The following is a 15,513-nucleotide window of genomic DNA, read 5'->3' as shown; positions in this document are numbered from 1 at the left end:
CCTCAGCCGCCGGGCAGGTGGCGGTAGGCCAGCACGCTGGCCGGCCGGCCGGACTCGTCGGCGAGCGGCAGCAGCACCTCGACGAAGCGGGAGCCCGGCAGGATCGGGTCGCCCTTGACCAGCAGGCTGACCGGCTCGCCGCCGTCCAGGCAGGCCTTGAGGTCGACCAGCCAGCGCTCCGCCGCCGCCTCGGGGTGCAGCGCCGATACCGTCTTCATCACCGGCCGCGTGCCCAGCCGGCGCTGGATCGCCCGGCCGCAGGCGCGGTACAGGAAGTCCCTGCCGCCGTCCACCGGCACCAGCAGCGCCAGCCGCGGCACCGCCTCGCGGATCTGCGCGGTGTCCAGGTCCCAGGAGGCCGGCAGCGCCTTGAGCTGCGCCTTCAGCCGCTGCCAGTGCGCGACCAGCACGCGGGCCGCCGGCGGCACCTTGTCGATGTCCAGCGGCTCGGTCCGGCGGCCGTCCGGCTCGGGTTCGGTCTGCGGCTTGGGGGACGGTGGTGCGGCGACCGCGGCGGGCACGCTGGCGCCGCTGGCGATCAGCGCCGAGATGGCGGCCGAGGGCCCCGGCGTGCGCTCCGACCGGCCGCCGTGCGAGCGCAGCAGGGGCAGCGACTGCCACGCCGTGCAGGTGTGGTAGGCCTTGGTGACCTTGCGGTAGTCCTGGCTGATCGCGGTCAGGCAGGCGCCCTCGACGCTGTAGCGGGTGACGTGCACCAGGGTGTTGTCGGGCGCCATCGCGCGCTCGCCGCCCCAGGAGACGCAGGCGGCGCAGGCGCGGCTGTCTTTGGCGAAGGCGTGCACGGACATGAAGGCGCTCCGAAAGGGGTACGGCAACCCCGGTCCACCGATTGATGACGCCGTTCGCGCGGCGGTTCAAGCGGCGTTTCGCCGCCCGCTTGCATTGTCCCAGCGGCATGGCCGGATCGCCCAACCGGGCTCTTCCCCCCGGCGGGGTTAGTCCGTATAAGGGGGCCTTGCCACGTCATATTCCCGCCCCCTCTCCCCGCGCACCCGGCGGGAGGGGGCTTTTGCTGACTGAACGCCAGAAGCGAGCCGCCATGCCCAAGCGTACCGATATCAAGTCCATCTGCATCGTCGGCGCGGGGCCGATCGTCATCGGCCAGGCTTGCGAGTTCGACTATTCCGGCGTCCAGGCCTGCAAGGCGCTGAAGCAGGAGGGGTACCGGGTCATCCTGGTGAACTCCAACCCGGCGACCATCATGACCGACCCGGGCCTCGCCGACGCCACCTACATCGAGCCGATCACCCCCGCCGTCGTCGCCAAGATCCTGGAGAAGGAGCGCCCCGACGCGCTGCTGCCCACCATGGGCGGCCAGACGGCGCTGAACACCGCCATGGCGCTGTCCGACGACGGCACGCTGGAGCGCCTGGGCGTGGAGATGATCGGCGCCAAGCGCGACGTCATCGCCAAGGCCGAGGACCGCATCCTGTTCCGCGACGCCATGGACAAGCTGGGGCTGGAGAGCCCGCGCTCGCGCATGGTGAAGTCCTTCCGCGAGGCGCTGGAGGCGCTGGAACTCGTCGGCCTGCCGGCCATCATCCGCCCCAGCTTCACGCTGGCCGGCACCGGCGGCGGCATCGCCTACAACCGCGAGGAGTTCGAGGACATCGTGCGCGGCGGCCTGCGCGCCAGCCCGGTCGGCGAGGTGCTGATCGAGGAGTCGGTGCTGGGCTGGAAGGAGTACGAGATGGAGGTCGTCCGCGACAAGGCGGACAACTGCATCATCATCTGCTCCATCGAGAACATCGACCCGATGGGCGTGCACACCGGCGATTCGATCACCGTCGCCCCGGCGCTGACGCTGACCGACAAGGAATACCAGATCATGCGCAACGCCTCGATCGCGGTGCTGCGCGAGATCGGGGTGGAGACCGGCGGCTCCAACGTGCAGTTCGCGGTCAGCCCGACCACCGGCCGCCTGGTGGTCATCGAGATGAACCCGCGCGTGTCGCGCTCCTCGGCGCTGGCGTCGAAGGCCACCGGCTTCCCGATCGCCAAGATCGCCGCCAAGCTGGCGGTCGGCTACACGCTGGACGAACTGACCAACGACATCACCGGCTGCACCCCCGCGAGCTTCGAGCCGACGATCGACTACGTCGTCACCAAGATGCCGCGCTTCACCTTCGAGAAGTTCCCGGGCGCCGAGCCGCTGCTGACCACCTCCATGAAGTCGGTCGGCGAGGCGATGTCCATCGGCCGCACCTTCGCCGAGTCCGTGCAGAAGGCGCTGCGCTCCATGGAGACCGGCCTGACCGGCTTCAACGAGGTGCATATCGGCACCGCCGGAGTCGAGCCGGACGCCGCCACCATCCGCGGCGCGCTGGCCAAGCCGACGCACGACCGCCTGCTGGTGATCGCCCAGGCGTTCCGCCACGGCTTCTCGATCGCCGACATCCAGCACGCCTCCAAATACGACCCGTGGTTCCTGGAGCAGATCAAGGCCATCGTCGACACCGAGGCCGGCGTGAAGGCCGACGGCCTGCCCACCGGCCAGGACGGCTGGCTGAAGCTGAAGCAGATGGGCTTCTCCGACGCCCGCCTCGCCGAGCTGTCGGGCAAGACCGAGGCCGACGTCGCGGCAAGCCGCCGCGCCGCCGGGATCACGCCGGTGTTCAAGCGCATCGACACCTGCGCCGCCGAGTTCCCGTCGCGCACGCCCTACATGTACTCGACCTACGAGGCCGACGGCACCGGCGTGGCCGAATGCGAATCCGAGCCGACCGACCGCAAGAAGGTGGTCATCCTCGGCGGCGGCCCGAACCGCATCGGCCAGGGCATCGAGTTCGACTACTGCTGCGTCCACGCCGTCTACGCGCTGCGCGAGGCCGGCTATGAGACCATCATGGTCAACTGCAACCCGGAGACGGTCTCCACCGACTACGACACCTCCGACCGCCTGTATTTCGAGCCGCTGACCGCCGAGGACGTGATCGAGCTGGTCCGCGTCGAACAGCGCAACGGCACGGTGCTCGGCTGCATCGTGCAGTTCGGCGGCCAGACGCCGCTGAAGCTGGCCGAGGCGCTGGAGAAGGCCGGCATCCCGATCCTCGGCACCTCGCCGGACGCCATCGACCTCGCCGAGGACCGCGAGCGCTTCCAGAAGCTGCTGCACGAGCTGGGCCTGAAGCAGCCGGCCAACGGCCTCGCCCGTTCGCTGAAGGAGGCCGAGACGGTCGCCGAGCGCATCGGCTTCCCGGTCGTCATCCGCCCATCCTACGTGCTGGGCGGCCGGGCGATGGAGATCGTCCACGACATGGCCGGCCTGCAGCGCTACATGGGCACCGCCGTGAAGGTCTCCGGCAAGAACCCGGTGCTGATCGACAGCTACCTGCAGGACGCCATCGAGGTGGATGTCGACGTCGTCTGCGACGGCGAACAGGTCTACGTCGCCGGCGTGATGGAGCACATCGAGGAGGCCGGCATCCACTCCGGCGACTCCGCCTGCGCGCTGCCGCCCTACTCGCTGCCCAAGGACGTCATCGCCGAGATCGAGCGGCAGTCGGATTCGCTGGCCCGCGCCCTCAAGGTCGTCGGCCTGATGAACGTGCAGTTCGCGGTGAAGGACGGCACGGTCTACATCCTGGAGGTCAACCCGCGCGCCAGCCGCACGGTGCCCTTCGTCGCCAAGGCCACCGGCACCGCCATCGCCAAGATCGCCGCCCGCATCATGGCCGGCGAGCGCCTGAAGGACTTCAAGCTGAACGGCCCGAACCCGCCGCACACCGCGGTGAAGGAGGCGGTCTTCCCGTTCGCCCGCTTCCCCGGCGTGGACGTGGTGCTGGGCCCGGAGATGAAGTCCACCGGCGAGGTCATGGGCCTCGACCACAACTTCGCGCTGGCCTTCGCCAAGGCGCAGCTCGGCGCCGGCGTCTCGCTGCCGACGCAGGGCACCGCCTTCATCTCGGTCAAGGACCGCGACAAGGCGTCGCTGGCCCCCATCGCCAAGAAGCTCCAGGACATGGGCTTCCGCCTGGTCGCCACCGTGGGTACCGCCGCCTTCCTGAAGGATTCCGGCGTCACCGCCGAGATCGTGAACAAGGTGGTGGAGGGCAAGCCGCACATCGTCGATCACATGATCAACGGCGAGGTAGCGCTGGTTCTGAACACCACGGAGGGCGCGCAGGCGCTGTCCGACAGCTTCAGCCTGCGGCGCACCGCGCTGACCTACAACATCCCCTACTACACCACGGTGGCGGGGGCGCGGGCGGCGGTCGAGGCCATCGCGGCGCTTCGGAACGGCAGTCTTGAAGTTGCCCCGCTGCAGTCGTACCTTAGCGGATCGTACTAGGGATGGTTGACGGCGCGGCGGCCTCCGTCGCGCCGAAATCTTTCCCTGGAGGTCGTGTTCGCAGGGTTGATGGACCGCAAGACATGGAAAAAGTGCCGATGACCGCGGCGGGTTACGACCGCCTGCAGGAAGAGTTGAAGCACCTGAAGGTCGTGGAGCGACCCGCCGTCATCAAGGCGATCGCCGAGGCGCGCGAGCACGGGGACCTGTCGGAGAACGCCGAGTACCACGCCGCGCGCGAGCGCCAGAGCTTCATCGAAGGCCGTGTCGGCGAGTTGGAGGACAAGATCAGCCGCGCCGAGGTCATCGACCCGGCCAAGCTGTCCGGCGACACCGTCAAGTTCGGCGCCACCGTGACCCTGGCCGACGAGGATACGGACCAGGAGATCACCTACCAGATCGTCGGCTCGGAAGAGAGCGACATCAAGAACGGCTTCCTGTCGATCACCTCGCCGCTGGCCCGCGCGCTGATCGGCAAGTCGGTCGGCGACAACGTCGAGGTGCCGACCCCCGGCGGCTCGAAGATGTACGAGATCGTCACCCTCGCCTTCAAGTAAGCCCGTCCGGGCTGCTTCCCGATGCGCAACGCCACCCTCGCCCTGGCCACCGCCTGCGCGCTGCTGTCCGGCTGCCTGCTGCCGGACCGTTTCGACGCGACGCTGGAGGTCGGGGCGGAGCGGGCGACGCTCGACTACCGCGGCGAGCTGGTGGCGATGTCCGCCCACGCCGACGCCGCCAAGCTGACGCCCGCCGAGGACGAGAAGGCGGTGCGCGAGGCGCTGGAGGCCGTCGCCGCGGACGTCCGCAGGGACGGCGGCACGGTGGATTACGCGCCGCTCGGTAAGGGCCGCGCCAAGGCCGCGGTGGCCTGGACGCAGACGCTGCCGCCGGTGGGCGGGAAGACCACGTTCGCCGACCTCGTCGCGATCCGCCGGCAGACCGATGGTTCGCTGGAGATCGTCACCCCGGCGCTGAAGGACCGCGACCGCGCGCAGCTTGCGAAGATGGGCCTGGGCGACGCGGCCGGACGGCTGTGCGTGAAGACCGCGGGAACGGTGGTGGAGAGCAACGCGCAGACCAAGCCGAACGCAGCCGGGGGCTGCTGGGGCTGGAGCATCGCCGTGCTGAAGGACGCGCCGGTGCGGATGGTGGTGCGGTTCTGAATTCCTGACACCGTTCCATTTTATCGTCATGCCCGGGCTTGTCCCGGGCATCCACGCACTCGAACGTCAACAAAGGTTCAGGTCGTGGATGGCCGGGACAAGCCCGGCCATGACGTTAACGTTATTGGAAGTGGAGCGCCAAGCCCCTCACTTCACCTTCGCCCGCTCCGCCTTGCTGTAGTTGCTGAAGTGCCCCGCGCCCGCCGCCGCGGTCCGGGCGTTGCTCAGGACGCCGGCCGACTTGCCCGGCGGCGCCGGCCGCGACACCAGCTTCTCCAGCGCCCCGCCACCACAGGACGGGCACGCCGGCACGTCCGACGCCCGCACCAGCAGTTCGAACTCGTTCCCGCAGCCGGTGCAGCGGTAGGAAAACAGCGGCATCCTCAGCCCTCCTTCAGAAGCTTCGCCAGGAACGCGGTGACCCGCGCCACCGCGTCGTCGCGCGCCGCCTCGTTGGTGCCGACGTGCGCCTGCCCGCCGGGCGCGTTGGCGAGGTCCTTGCGGGTGCGCACCGGGCTGGCCGGCAGGTCGAAGCCGTGATGGGCGCCGGGATACACCACCAGCTCCAGCCGGTCCTTCACCGAGTCGCGCCCGGCCAGCTCCTGGCAGGGTTCGGCCGGCGTCCAGTCGTCGTCCTCGCCGATCAGGATCAGCAGCGGCCCGCCCGGTTCCCACTCGGGATCGCGCAGCGCCACCCGGCAGCCGGGGTAGAAGGCCACCCCGCCGCGGAATCCGACGCCGTCGGTCTCCGCCTCGTAGGCGGTCAGCACCGTGCCGCCGCCGTGCGACCAGCCGACCACGGCGATCCGCTCGCCCTGCACGTCGGGGCGGTGTTGCAGGAACTCCAGCGCCGCCCAGGCGTCGCGCTTGCGCTCCACCGTGGCGCGGACGCGCCGCTCGGTCTGCGTGCACTGCTCGCCGATGCCGCGCGGGCCGAAGCTGTCCACCATCAGCACCAGGTAGCCCTGGTCGCGCAGCGTGCGCGCCCACCAGAGATGGCGCGCCGCCAGCACCCCGGCCTTGGTGAACAGGCCGCTGCAGCCGTGCAGCATGACCACCGCCGGGAACGGCCCGGTGCCGGCCGGGCGCATGATGCGCCCCTGCAGCGCCGTCGCCCCCTCGGCGCGGATGTCGGCGTCCTTGGAGGGGAAGGTGACCAGCTCGACGGCGTTGGTGCGGGAGATCGTCGCGGCTCCCGCGGGGCTGGCGAGCAGCGCCGCCGCGATGGCGGCGCCGGCGATGGTGCGCAAGGCGAAGGCGAACGGCATGGACGGCAATCTCCGCAAACGTGCGGAGGAATCATAGCACCGGATCGGCCCCCGGAAAGCACGGACGACGCGCGGACGTTGCGGCGCAGCATTGCACGACGCAAAACGGCGCCATCCCGGCCGGGACGGCGCCGCGTACGCGTGATCCGGGAGGGCCGGGCTTCAGCGCCGCGCGCTGCGCGCGGTCGACTCGGCCTCGTCCACGTCCGTAAGTTCGTCGTCCTCGCTGCCTTCCGGGATGTCCGGCGAGTCCACGTCGATCGGCACGCCCGGCAGGTACTTCGACCCGCGGATCGACAGCGCCGACTTCACGTGCGCCACGTTGGGCGCGCTGGTCAGCTTGGTGGTCAGGAAGCGCTGGTAGTCGTCCCAGTCCTCCGCCACGATCTTGAGGAGGAAGTCGTACTCGCCGGCGAGCATGTTGCACTCGCGCACCAGCGGCCAACTGTTGACCAGCTCCTCGAATTTCTTTAGGTCAGCTTCCGCTTGGCTGGAAAGGCCGACCTGGGCGAACACGGTGACGCCGAACCCCAACGCGTCGGGGTTGATGTCGGCGTGGTAGCCGCGGATGAACCCCGCCTCTTCCAGCGCGCGCACGCGCCGAAGGCAGGGAGGGGCGGAGATGCCGGCGCGCCGCGCAAGCTCCACGTTCGTCATCCGGCCGTCATTCTGCAGATCGCGCAGAATGCGCCGGTCAATTCGGTCGAGTTTGACCCGCCGCATGGTGTACTCAGCTAGCTCCGGGGGATGGTCTGAGCAAGGATATTACACGGCACGGTCCGCCCCGCCAAGACGGATCCCATAGCGGCGTGAAGCAAAATTTCGCCGTACACCGCGCTCCGCGGCCCGGCGCGACGACCGGCCGCACCCCTTGTTTCCGAATCTGGACCGGGCACCGCCTATGAACGCTCTCACCTGCTGGGTCATCACCGACGGCAAGCCGGGCATGGAGAACCAGTGCCGCGGCCTCGCCGAAGCCCTGGGCGTCGAGCCCGTGATCAAGCGCGTGCACCTGCGCAGCCCGTGGCGCCAGCTCAGCCCCTTCCTGCGCATCGGCAACCGCTTCGCCGACAGCCCGCAGGGCGACCCGGTTCGCCCACCCTGGCCCGACCTGGTGATCGCCAGCGGGCGGCAGAGCATCGCGCCGTCGCTGCGCATCCGGAAGGCGTCGCGCGGGCGCACCTTCACCGTGCAGATCCAGGACCCGCAGATCAACCCGCGCCACTTCGACCTCGTGGTGGTGCCGCAGCACGACCGGCTGCGCGGTCCGAACGTGCTGGTGACGCGCGGCGCGCTGCACCGCGTCAGCCGCGCCATGCTGGCCGACGCCGCCCGGACGCTCGCCCCCCGGCTGGAACACCTGCCGCACCCGCGCATCGCGGTGCTGGTCGGCGGCACCAACGCGGTCTACCAGCTCACCCCCACCATCATGGGCGACGTGGCGGAAAAGCTGGCCGGCTTCGCCCGCGACCGCGGCGTCGGGCTGATGGTCACGCCGTCGCGCCGCACCGGCGCCGACAACGAGGCGATCCTGCGCGCCCGCCTGACCGGCCCGCATGCCGAGGTGTGGGACGGCGAGGGCGAAAACCCCTACTTCGCCTACCTGGCGCTGGCCGACGTGATCGTCTGCACCTGCGACAGCGTGTCCATGGTTTCGGAGGCCTGCTCCACCGGCAAACCGGTGTATGTAATCGAGCTCGACGGCGGATCGCCGAAGTTCCGGGCGTTCCTCGACGGGCTGTACCGCGACGGCATCGCGCGCCCCTTCACCGGGGAGCTGGAGAGCTGGAGCTACCCGCCGCTGGATGAAACGCGCGAGATCGCCGAGACCGTACGCCACCGCCTGCTGGCCCGCCGGGGCCACAGCTGAACCGAGACACCAGGGAACCAGCCATGACCGCACCGGCCGCCGCCATCGAGAAGAGCTTCCTCAGCAGCCTCCAGGCCGCCCGCCTGGACGCCCAGCCCTACCGCCACTGGCTGCTGGAGGACGCGCTGCCCGCGGAAGCCGGCGAGGCCATCGCGGTCCTGCCCTGGGAGGCGCCGAACCGCGCCGAGACGTACGGCAAGCGCGAGACCAACAACGCGTCCCGCAGCTACTTCAGCGCCGAGCACCGCGCCCAGTACCCGGTGTGCGAGCAGGTGGCCCAGGCCTTCCAGAGCAACGCGGTGACCGGTGCGCTGGAGCAGACCTGCGGCATCGACCTGTCCGGCACCAACCTGCGCATCGAGTACTGCCAGGACAAGGACGGCTTCTGGCTCGAGTCGCACACCGACATCGGCGTCAAGAAGTTCACCATGCTGATCTACCTCTCCTCCGAGCCGGGGTCCGAGGAGTGGGGCACCGACATCATGGACGAGGCCGGCGCCGTGCTGGGCCGCGCCCCCTACGCCTTCAACAAGGGGCTGATCTTCATCCCCGGCACCGACACCTGGCACGGCTTCGCCAAGCGCCCGATCAACGGCGTCCGCAAGTCGATCATCGTCAACTACGTCGGTCCGGAGTGGCGCGCGCGCCACGAATTGTGCTTCCCTGACGCTCCGATCGTTTGAGTACCCACTTCGGAGCCCGCCCCCCTTGTCCATGCTCGACCTGGAGACGTTCCGCGCCACGCCCCTGAACCGGGAGCCGTACGAGTACCTGTGCGTGCCGGGCTTCATCCGGGCCGAGCATCTGGAGGCGATCAACCGCGACTACCCCAAGGTGGACAAGCCGGGTTCCATCCCGCTCGACGTCTACCCCTACGGCCCGGCCTTCGCAGCCTTCATCGAGGAGCTGCGCGGGCCGGAGATGCGCCGGGCGTTCGAGGACAAGTTCACCCTCAACCTGGCGCCCTACCCCACCATGTTCACGGTGCGCGGCCAGTGCCGCGCCACCGACGGCAAGATCCACACGGATTCGGTCAGCAAGATCATCACCGTGCTGATCTACATGAACCCGCCCTGGGAATCCTCGGGCGGGCGGCTGCGCGTGCTGCGCTCGCCGGAGCTGGAGGACTACGCCGCCGAGGTGCCGCCGGACGCCGGCACGCTGCTGTGCTTCCGCCGCTCCGAACGCTCCTGGCACGGCCACCATTCCTTCGAGGGGCCGCGCCGGGCGCTCCAGATGAACTGGGTGAAGGGCGGCGGCTACGTCTGGCACGAGCAGTGGCGGCACCGGATCGGGGTGTGGGCGAAGAAGCTGGTGGGGGCGTAACCCCCACCCTAACCCTCCCCCGCTGGGCGGGGGAGGGAACTCCGCCGCTTCGTGAAGGATGCAAGAATGCCCCCTCCCCCGCCCAGCGGGGGAGGGTCGGGGTGGGGGTTATGGTGAAGCGAGTCCCACCCCCTCGCTCGGAATCCCCTGTCGCGACCTCGACCGAGGGGTTATAACCGTCGGCCCGGTTCCTGCTACGCGCGCGCCATGACCCTTCGCATCGCCACCTTCTCCAACGCCACCGGCGGCAGCAGCTTCTTCAAGGCGCTGGGGCACCCGCTCGCCGCGTCCAAGGCGGTGACGCTGGTCGGCAAGCTCGCCGAGGCCGGCCCGGTCGCGATCTACGATCCGCTCGGCCTCGTCGAGGGCTTCGCCGAGTTCCACGACCTCTCCCGCGTCGCCGTCCAGGGCGTCTACGTGCAGGACGTCGAGGCGGTCGGCCGCACCATCCTCGGCCACGCCGCCAAGCCGGTCACCGACCTGGCCGCGGGCGGCGCCGCGCTGGTCTTCGTCGTCGCCTTCGATTCGCAGAAGCTGGAGAACCACATCGCCCACCTCGTCCCGCGCGGGGTGCCGATGGTGTCGCTCGACGCCATGCGCATCCCCGAGGACATGCTGACCGATCGCGTCAACTACCTCGCCAAGTTCAACTGGGCGACCAACTTCGGCTGGTTGCGGGATGAGCCGGGGCGGCACACCCGCATCGTCTCGGCCAACTACTGGACCGGATACGGCGCCAAGGCCCCCCGCCTGTGGGCGCGGTTGATGGGCGCCGACGGCGCCGCGCTGGCCGAGTGGACCGACGCCATGCCGCCGGCCAACGGCACCGTCACCATCGACAGCCGGCAGGTGCGCGCCCGCTTCGGCCTGGGCGACTTCTGCGGCTCGCTGTTCCTGCACGTGATCGGCGCCGCCGGGCACGACGTGGTGAAGTACGCGCTCGACACCTTCGGCGAGTCGGACGCGGAGCTGTCCTGCACGCACGACGCCAACGCCTGGCCGTCCGACCTCTACGCCGGCCTGCCGGCGCCGAAGGACGGCGAAAGGATCCTGCTGTGGATCCAGAACAGCCACCCGCTGCCGATCCCACCGGGCGCCGTGGGCTTGAGCCTGATGGGCCACAACGAGATCCGCACGCTGGAGCGCCCCGTCGCCCCCTTCGCCACCACCGCGCTGGACGTGGCCGAGCTGTTCCCCGAGGCGCGCTGGCCCGCCCAGTTCGAGGTGCACGCCGGCAAGCACTTCGTCCGCCCGCGCTACGAGGTGATCGCCCGGGACGGCCGCCGCCGCGTCGCCCACGCCAACGTCGAGCGCGCCGACCTCAAGCCCGACCCCAGGCTGGCCACCCTCGGCCCGCTGCTCGGCAAGGGCCACATCCTGCCGGCCCCGGTGCTGCCGCCGGAGCGCTGGCGCACCATCCTGCTGCCCACGCCGATGAGCACCGCGCAGGCCGAGCTTCCGGTGAAGGCCGTCGTCCACGACGCCGCCGGCCGCCCGGTGGCCGAGCACCGCTTCGGCGCCCTGAAGCGCTCCGACAGCGTGGCGCTCGACGTGACGGACCTGCTGAACGGCGCCGACCTGCCCGGCGGCTGGGGCCACGTCGAGCTGCTGTACGACTTCGACGCCGGCACCTGCGCCGACGGCTGGCTGCACGCGCTGGTCCGCTACGAGAACCGCGCCAGCGGCCACGTCGCCGAGACCAGCTTCGGCAGCCACATCTTCAACACCGCGCTGACCTACCGCGACGAGCCGCAGAGCTACCATGGCCGTCCGCCGGGGCTGTCGACCCGCCTGTTCCTGCGCCTCGGGCCCGAGCCGCTGGACACCTTCTGCCACCTGATCTACCCGGCTTCGACGCCGTGGCACGAGTCCTCCGACACCGCGCTGATCCTGACCCGCAGGAACGGCACCGAGGTGGCGCGCCGGAAGATTGCCATCCCCTGCTCCGGCTCGCGGCTGTTCAGCCATCACGAGACCTTTACCGAGGCCGAGCGTGCGGCGGCGGGCGAGAATGCCTACATCCTGATCCGCGACACGACGTGCCGGCTGTTCGGCTATCACGGCTGCCTGGACGGCGACCGCGCCTTCAGCCTCGACCACATGTTCGGATTCTAGAATTCAACGGACGCTGAGACCCATGCCCGCTTCGCACCACACCAAGGTCCTGATCATCGGCGCCGGCCCGGCCGGCTACACCGCGGCGATCTACGCCGCGCGCGCGAACCTGGCGCCCGTGCTGGTGCAGGGCATGCAGCCCGGCGGCCAGCTGACCATCACCACCGACGTCGAGAACTACCCGGGCTTCGCCGAGCCGATCCAGGGTCCCTGGCTGATGGAGCAGATGGCCAAACAGGCCGAGCACGTCGGGACGAAGATGATGTTCGACATCATCGTCGACGTGGATTTCTCCAAGCGCCCCTTCGTCTGCACGGGCGATTCCGGCGACACCTACACCGCCGACGCGGTGGTCATCGCCACCGGCGCGCAGGCGCGCTGGCTGGGCATCCCCAGCGAGGAGGCGTTCCGCGGCTACGGCGTGTCGGCCTGCGCCACCTGCGACGGCTTCTTCTTCCGCGGCAAGGAGGTGGCGGTGATCGGCGGCGGCAACTCCGCGGTCGAGGAGGCGCTGTACCTCACCAACCACGCCTCCAAGGTGACGGTGGTGCACCGCCGCGACAGCTTCCGCTCCGAGAAGATCCTGCAGGACCGCCTGTTCGCCAACCCGAAGATCCAGGTGGTGTGGGACAGCGTGGTCGAGGAGATCGAGGGCACCGGCGACGGCAGCCTCGGCAACCCGCGCGCGGTGACGGGGCTGAAGGTCAGGAACGTCAAGACGGATGCCCAGTCGACCATCCCGGTGGAGGGCGTGTTCGTCGCCATCGGCCACTCGCCGGCGACCGAGGTGTTCAAGGGCAAGGTGGCGATGGACGAGGCCGGCTACATCGTCACCGCGCCGGACTCGACCGCCACCGACATCCCCGGCGTGTTCGCGGCGGGCGACGTGAAGGACAAGGTCTTCCGCCAGGCGGTGACGGCGGCCGGCATGGGCTGCATGGCCGCGCTGGAGGTCGAGCGCTGGCTCGCCGCCAACGAACCCGCGGCCGGCGCGCACCATGTGCCGAGCCCGGCCGGGACGTGGTGATCTTCCCCTCTCCCGTCCCGGGAGAGGGAGGGGCCCGCCCGTAGGGCGGGAGGGTGAGGGTAAAATCAAGGATCCTTGGCCTTACCCTCACCCGGCCGCTGCGCGGCCACCCTCTCCCGGGACGGGAGAGGGACTATCCTCACTGCTCCAGCAGGCTGCGCAGCATCCACGCGGTCTTCTCGTGGATCTGCAGGCGCTGGGTCAACAGGTCGGCGGTCGGCTGGTCGTTGGCCTGCTCGGCGGTCGGGAACGCGGCGCGCGCCGTCCGGGCGACCGCCTCGTGGCCTTCCACCAGCTGGCGGATCATGTCGGTGGCGCGCGGCACCGTCGTCTCTTCCGCGATCGACGCCAGCTTGGCGAACTGCGTGAAGCTGCCCGGCGCCGGGTAGCCCAGGGCGCGGATGCGCTCGGCCAGCTCGTCCAGCGCGGTCCACAGCTCGGTGTACTGCTCCATGAACATGACGTGGAGCGTGTTGAACATCGGCCCCGTGACGTTCCAGTGGAAGCTGTGCGTCTTCAGGTACAGCGCAAAGGTGTCGGCGAGCACGCGGCTCAGCCCCTCGGCGATGGCCTTGCGGTCGGCTTCGGCGATGCCGATGTCGATCTGCATGGGTGTCCTCCTTGGTTTGGTCCGTCTGCCTACCTTGGTTGCGGCGCAGCGGTTTCAACCCCACCCGGCCGCGCCAGGATGCCGCACCCCTGGGTTTCCGGGTCAGCCCTGCCGCAACCGGCCGATGAACCGACGCACCTCGCTGCTCAGCGTCACCGCCTGACCGTCCAGCAGTTCCGCCGCGCGCAGCACCTCGCCGGCCGCCGCACCGGTCTCGCCGGCGCTGGCCGAGACGTCGCCGATGGTGCTGGAGACGTCCGCCGTGCCCGCCGCCGCCTCGTGCACGTTGCGGCTGATCTCCCGGGTGGCGGTCGCCTGCTGCTCCATGGAGCGGGCGATGGTGCCGATGATCCGGTCGATGGCGACCACCGTCTCCCCCACCCCCCTGATGGCGCCGACGGCGGCGCCGGTCACCGCCTGCATGCCGCCGACCTGGTTCTGGATGTCCTCGGTCGCCTTGGCGGTCTGGGTGGCGAGGTTCTTCACCTCGCTGGCCACCACGGCGAAGCCCTTGCCCGCCTCCCCCGCCCGCGCCGCCTCGATGGTGGCGTTCAGCGCCAGCAGGTTGGTCTGGCTGGCGATGGAGTTGATGAGCCCGACGATCTCGCCGATCTTGCCGGCGGCGGACGAGAGGCCGACGACGTGGCCGTTGGTCTCCTCGACCGCGAGCACGGCGGCGCGCACCATTTCGAACGAACGGTGCACCTGCCCACCGATCTCGGCGATGGAGGCCGACATCTCCTCGGTCGCGGCGGCCGCGGTCTGCACGCTCATGCCCGCCTGCTGGCTGGCCGAGGCGACCGAGGCGGCCTGCCGGTTGGCGGCCTCGGCACGCTCCAGCATCCCCTTGGCGTTGGCGCGGACCTGGCTGGCGCCGGCCCCCACCTGCTGCACCACCTCGCTGACGCGCGCCTCGAACAGGTCGGCCAGCTCGTGGATGGCGCGGTGCTTTTCGGCCTCGGCTTCCCGCTTCTGGTGCTCCTGCTCGACCTTCAGACGGTCGACCTCGCGGGCGTTGTCCTGGAAGACCTGCAGCGCGCGCGCCATGGCGCCGATCTCGTTCTTCATCCAGGCGCCGTCCACCGCGACGTCCAGCCGGCCGGCGGCCAGCGCGGTGGTGGTGTCGGACAGGTGCGTCAGCGGCGCCGTGATGCTGCGCGCCAGCAGCAGCCCGCCCACCGCCATCGCCGCCAGCAGGGCCGCCATGACCAGCGCGAACTCGGTGCGCGCCGCCGCGGCGGCGTCGCGGGTGTCCTGCGCGGCCTTGGCGGTGGAGCGGCCGATGGCCTCCTGCGCCGCCAGCGCCTTGTCGGTCAGGCCCTTGAACTGGTCGTCCACGTTGGCCATGAACGGGATGGCGATCAGGCGGTCGATGGTCGCCATCTCGTTCATCTGGTCCACCGCCTTGGCGTAGGCGGCCAGCCGCGTGCCGATGTCGGCCAGCAGCGCCCGCTCGCCCTCGGTCAGCGGCAGGGCGGCCAGCGCGGCCAGCGCCGTGCGCTCCTTGGCGAGGTTGGCGTCGACAGCGTCGCGCATGACCTTGAGCTTGGCGTCCTCCAGCCCCGAGCCGGCGAGCGCCAGATGCCGCGACACGTCGGAATGGATCTGGTAGGCGGTGGCGACCAGCCGGTCGATCTGGGCGCGGCGCTCGCCGGCCGACAGGTGGATGGCGTCGATGGCCGCCGTGGCCTGCTCCGCCTGCCGGTCGGCCAGCAGCAACGCGCCGACCGTCAGCAGGATGCCCAGCAGCGGCGCGGCGAACACCCGCACCGCCACCGAGGTGCCGCTCACCCGGGCGAAAATCCCACGGTTCATGTGGCTT

At 70.3% G+C, this 15,513-nt stretch carries 14 protein-coding genes; 8 read left to right on the top strand and 6 right to left on the bottom strand.

Annotation, left to right across the window (positions count from 1 at the left end; all coding sequences use genetic code 11):
• Nucleotides 1-2: 2 nt before the first annotated feature.
• Nucleotides 3-809: a hypothetical protein gene (locus TSO221_RS07815; RefSeq protein ID WP_109117924.1), complete on the bottom strand. Its 807-nt coding sequence runs from the start codon at nucleotides 807-809 to the stop codon at nucleotides 3-5.
• 251 nt (nucleotides 810-1,060) lie between these two features.
• Here TSO221_RS07815 and carB point away from each other — a divergent pair, with 251 nt between their 5' ends.
• The 3 genes from carB (at nucleotide 1,061) to TSO221_RS07800 (ending at nucleotide 5,475) form a co-directional block, all read left to right on the top strand.
• The gene (carB, locus tag TSO221_RS07810) at nucleotides 1,061-4,312 is read left to right on the top strand and encodes a carbamoyl-phosphate synthase large subunit (RefSeq protein WP_109118050.1); all 3,252 of its coding nucleotides are present in this window, start codon (nucleotides 1,061-1,063) and stop codon (nucleotides 4,310-4,312) included.
• Nucleotides 4,313-4,395: 83 nt separating this feature from the next.
• Nucleotides 4,396-4,869, top strand: a complete 474-nt coding sequence (gene greA, locus TSO221_RS07805; RefSeq protein WP_109117923.1) for a transcription elongation factor GreA — start codon at nucleotides 4,396-4,398, stop codon at nucleotides 4,867-4,869.
• A 21-nt stretch (nucleotides 4,870-4,890) separates the two neighbouring features.
• A complete protein-coding gene (locus TSO221_RS07800; protein WP_109117922.1) occupies nucleotides 4,891-5,475 on the top strand; it encodes a hypothetical protein in 585 nt (194 codons plus the stop codon).
• Between the two features lie 147 nt (nucleotides 5,476-5,622).
• Here the strand turns inward: TSO221_RS07800 and TSO221_RS07795 are convergent, their stop codons facing one another.
• The 3 genes from TSO221_RS07795 to TSO221_RS07785 form a co-directional block, all read right to left on the bottom strand.
• Entirely contained in the window at nucleotides 5,623-5,856 is a 234-nt protein-coding gene (locus TSO221_RS07795) for a zinc ribbon domain-containing protein (RefSeq protein ID WP_109117921.1), read from the bottom strand.
• Nucleotides 5,857-5,858: 2 nt separating this feature from the next.
• Nucleotides 5,859-6,743 (bottom strand): dienelactone hydrolase family protein, encoded by an 885-nt coding sequence (locus TSO221_RS07790; RefSeq protein ID WP_109117920.1) that lies wholly within the window; start codon nucleotides 6,741-6,743, stop codon nucleotides 5,859-5,861.
• A gap of 162 nt (nucleotides 6,744-6,905) precedes the next feature.
• The gene (locus TSO221_RS07785) at nucleotides 6,906-7,466 is read right to left on the bottom strand and encodes an Lrp/AsnC family transcriptional regulator (protein WP_109117919.1); all 561 of its coding nucleotides are present in this window, start codon (nucleotides 7,464-7,466) and stop codon (nucleotides 6,906-6,908) included.
• Nucleotides 7,467-7,644: 178 nt separating this feature from the next.
• Here TSO221_RS07785 and TSO221_RS07780 point away from each other — a divergent pair, with 178 nt between their 5' ends.
• The 5 genes from TSO221_RS07780 to trxB all read left to right on the top strand — a co-directional run bounded on the left by TSO221_RS07780 (nucleotide 7,645) and on the right by trxB (nucleotide 13,081).
• On the top strand, nucleotides 7,645-8,613 hold the full coding sequence (locus TSO221_RS07780) for a mitochondrial fission ELM1 family protein (RefSeq protein ID WP_109117918.1): 969 nt from the start codon (nucleotides 7,645-7,647) through the stop codon (nucleotides 8,611-8,613).
• A 23-nt stretch (nucleotides 8,614-8,636) separates the two neighbouring features.
• A complete protein-coding gene (locus TSO221_RS07775) occupies nucleotides 8,637-9,296 on the top strand; it encodes a 2OG-Fe(II) oxygenase (protein WP_109117917.1) in 660 nt (219 codons plus the stop codon).
• A 31-nt stretch (nucleotides 9,297-9,327) separates the two neighbouring features.
• Nucleotides 9,328-9,939 (top strand): 2OG-Fe(II) oxygenase, encoded by a 612-nt coding sequence (locus TSO221_RS07770; RefSeq protein WP_247877959.1) that lies wholly within the window; start codon nucleotides 9,328-9,330, stop codon nucleotides 9,937-9,939.
• A 207-nt stretch (nucleotides 9,940-10,146) separates the two neighbouring features.
• Complete coding sequence (locus TSO221_RS07765; protein WP_109117915.1) at nucleotides 10,147-12,054, top strand: hypothetical protein; 1,908 nt, start codon at nucleotides 10,147-10,149, stop codon at nucleotides 12,052-12,054.
• A gap of 22 nt (nucleotides 12,055-12,076) precedes the next feature.
• Nucleotides 12,077-13,081 carry a thioredoxin-disulfide reductase gene (gene trxB / locus TSO221_RS07760; RefSeq protein WP_109117914.1) on the top strand — a complete coding sequence of 335 codons (1,005 nt, stop codon included), beginning with the start codon at nucleotides 12,077-12,079 and terminating at the stop codon, nucleotides 13,079-13,081.
• 139 nt (nucleotides 13,082-13,220) lie between these two features.
• Here trxB and TSO221_RS07755 read toward each other — a convergent pair whose 3' ends face one another.
• Both TSO221_RS07755 and TSO221_RS07750 read right to left on the bottom strand, forming a co-directional pair.
• Entirely contained in the window at nucleotides 13,221-13,691 is a 471-nt protein-coding gene (locus TSO221_RS07755) for a Dps family protein (protein ID WP_109117913.1), read from the bottom strand.
• Nucleotides 13,692-13,793: 102 nt separating this feature from the next.
• Nucleotides 13,794-15,506, bottom strand: a complete 1,713-nt coding sequence (locus TSO221_RS07750; RefSeq protein ID WP_109117912.1) for a methyl-accepting chemotaxis protein — start codon at nucleotides 15,504-15,506, stop codon at nucleotides 13,794-13,796.
• Nucleotides 15,507-15,513: the final 7 nt, after the last annotated feature.

It is taken from the genome of Azospirillum sp. TSO22-1 (genome assembly GCF_003116015.1).
Classification (GTDB): Bacteria; Pseudomonadota; Alphaproteobacteria; order Azospirillales; family Azospirillaceae; genus Azospirillum.
The sequence above is the reverse complement of the archived record's forward strand: the minus strand, read 5'-3'. Positions and strand labels throughout refer to the sequence as shown.

What these genes read in the sequence shown, in the direction of transcription:
- TSO221_RS07815 (WP_109117924.1), bottom strand. Translation starts at nt 809, where the DNA reads ATGTCCGTGCACGCCTTCGCCAAAGACAGCCGCGCCTGCGCCGCCTGC.
- carB (WP_109118050.1), top strand. Translation starts at nt 1,061, where the DNA reads ATGCCCAAGCGTACCGATATCAAGTCCATCTGCATCGTCGGCGCGGGG.
- greA (WP_109117923.1), top strand. Translation starts at nt 4,396, where the DNA reads ATGGAAAAAGTGCCGATGACCGCGGCGGGTTACGACCGCCTGCAGGAA.
- TSO221_RS07800 (WP_109117922.1), top strand. Translation starts at nt 4,891, where the DNA reads ATGCGCAACGCCACCCTCGCCCTGGCCACCGCCTGCGCGCTGCTGTCC.
- TSO221_RS07795 (WP_109117921.1), bottom strand. Translation starts at nt 5,856, where the DNA reads ATGCCGCTGTTTTCCTACCGCTGCACCGGCTGCGGGAACGAGTTCGAA.
- TSO221_RS07790 (WP_109117920.1), bottom strand. Translation starts at nt 6,743, where the DNA reads ATGCCGTTCGCCTTCGCCTTGCGCACCATCGCCGGCGCCGCCATCGCG.
- TSO221_RS07785 (WP_109117919.1), bottom strand. Translation starts at nt 7,466, where the DNA reads ATGCGGCGGGTCAAACTCGACCGAATTGACCGGCGCATTCTGCGCGAT.
- TSO221_RS07780 (WP_109117918.1), top strand. Translation starts at nt 7,645, where the DNA reads ATGAACGCTCTCACCTGCTGGGTCATCACCGACGGCAAGCCGGGCATG.
- TSO221_RS07775 (WP_109117917.1), top strand. Translation starts at nt 8,637, where the DNA reads ATGACCGCACCGGCCGCCGCCATCGAGAAGAGCTTCCTCAGCAGCCTC.
- TSO221_RS07770 (WP_247877959.1), top strand. Translation starts at nt 9,328, where the DNA reads ATGCTCGACCTGGAGACGTTCCGCGCCACGCCCCTGAACCGGGAGCCG.
- TSO221_RS07765 (WP_109117915.1), top strand. Translation starts at nt 10,147, where the DNA reads ATGACCCTTCGCATCGCCACCTTCTCCAACGCCACCGGCGGCAGCAGC.
- trxB (WP_109117914.1), top strand. Translation starts at nt 12,077, where the DNA reads ATGCCCGCTTCGCACCACACCAAGGTCCTGATCATCGGCGCCGGCCCG.
- TSO221_RS07755 (WP_109117913.1), bottom strand. Translation starts at nt 13,691, where the DNA reads ATGCAGATCGACATCGGCATCGCCGAAGCCGACCGCAAGGCCATCGCC.
- TSO221_RS07750 (WP_109117912.1), bottom strand. Translation starts at nt 15,506, where the DNA reads ATGAACCGTGGGATTTTCGCCCGGGTGAGCGGCACCTCGGTGGCGGTG.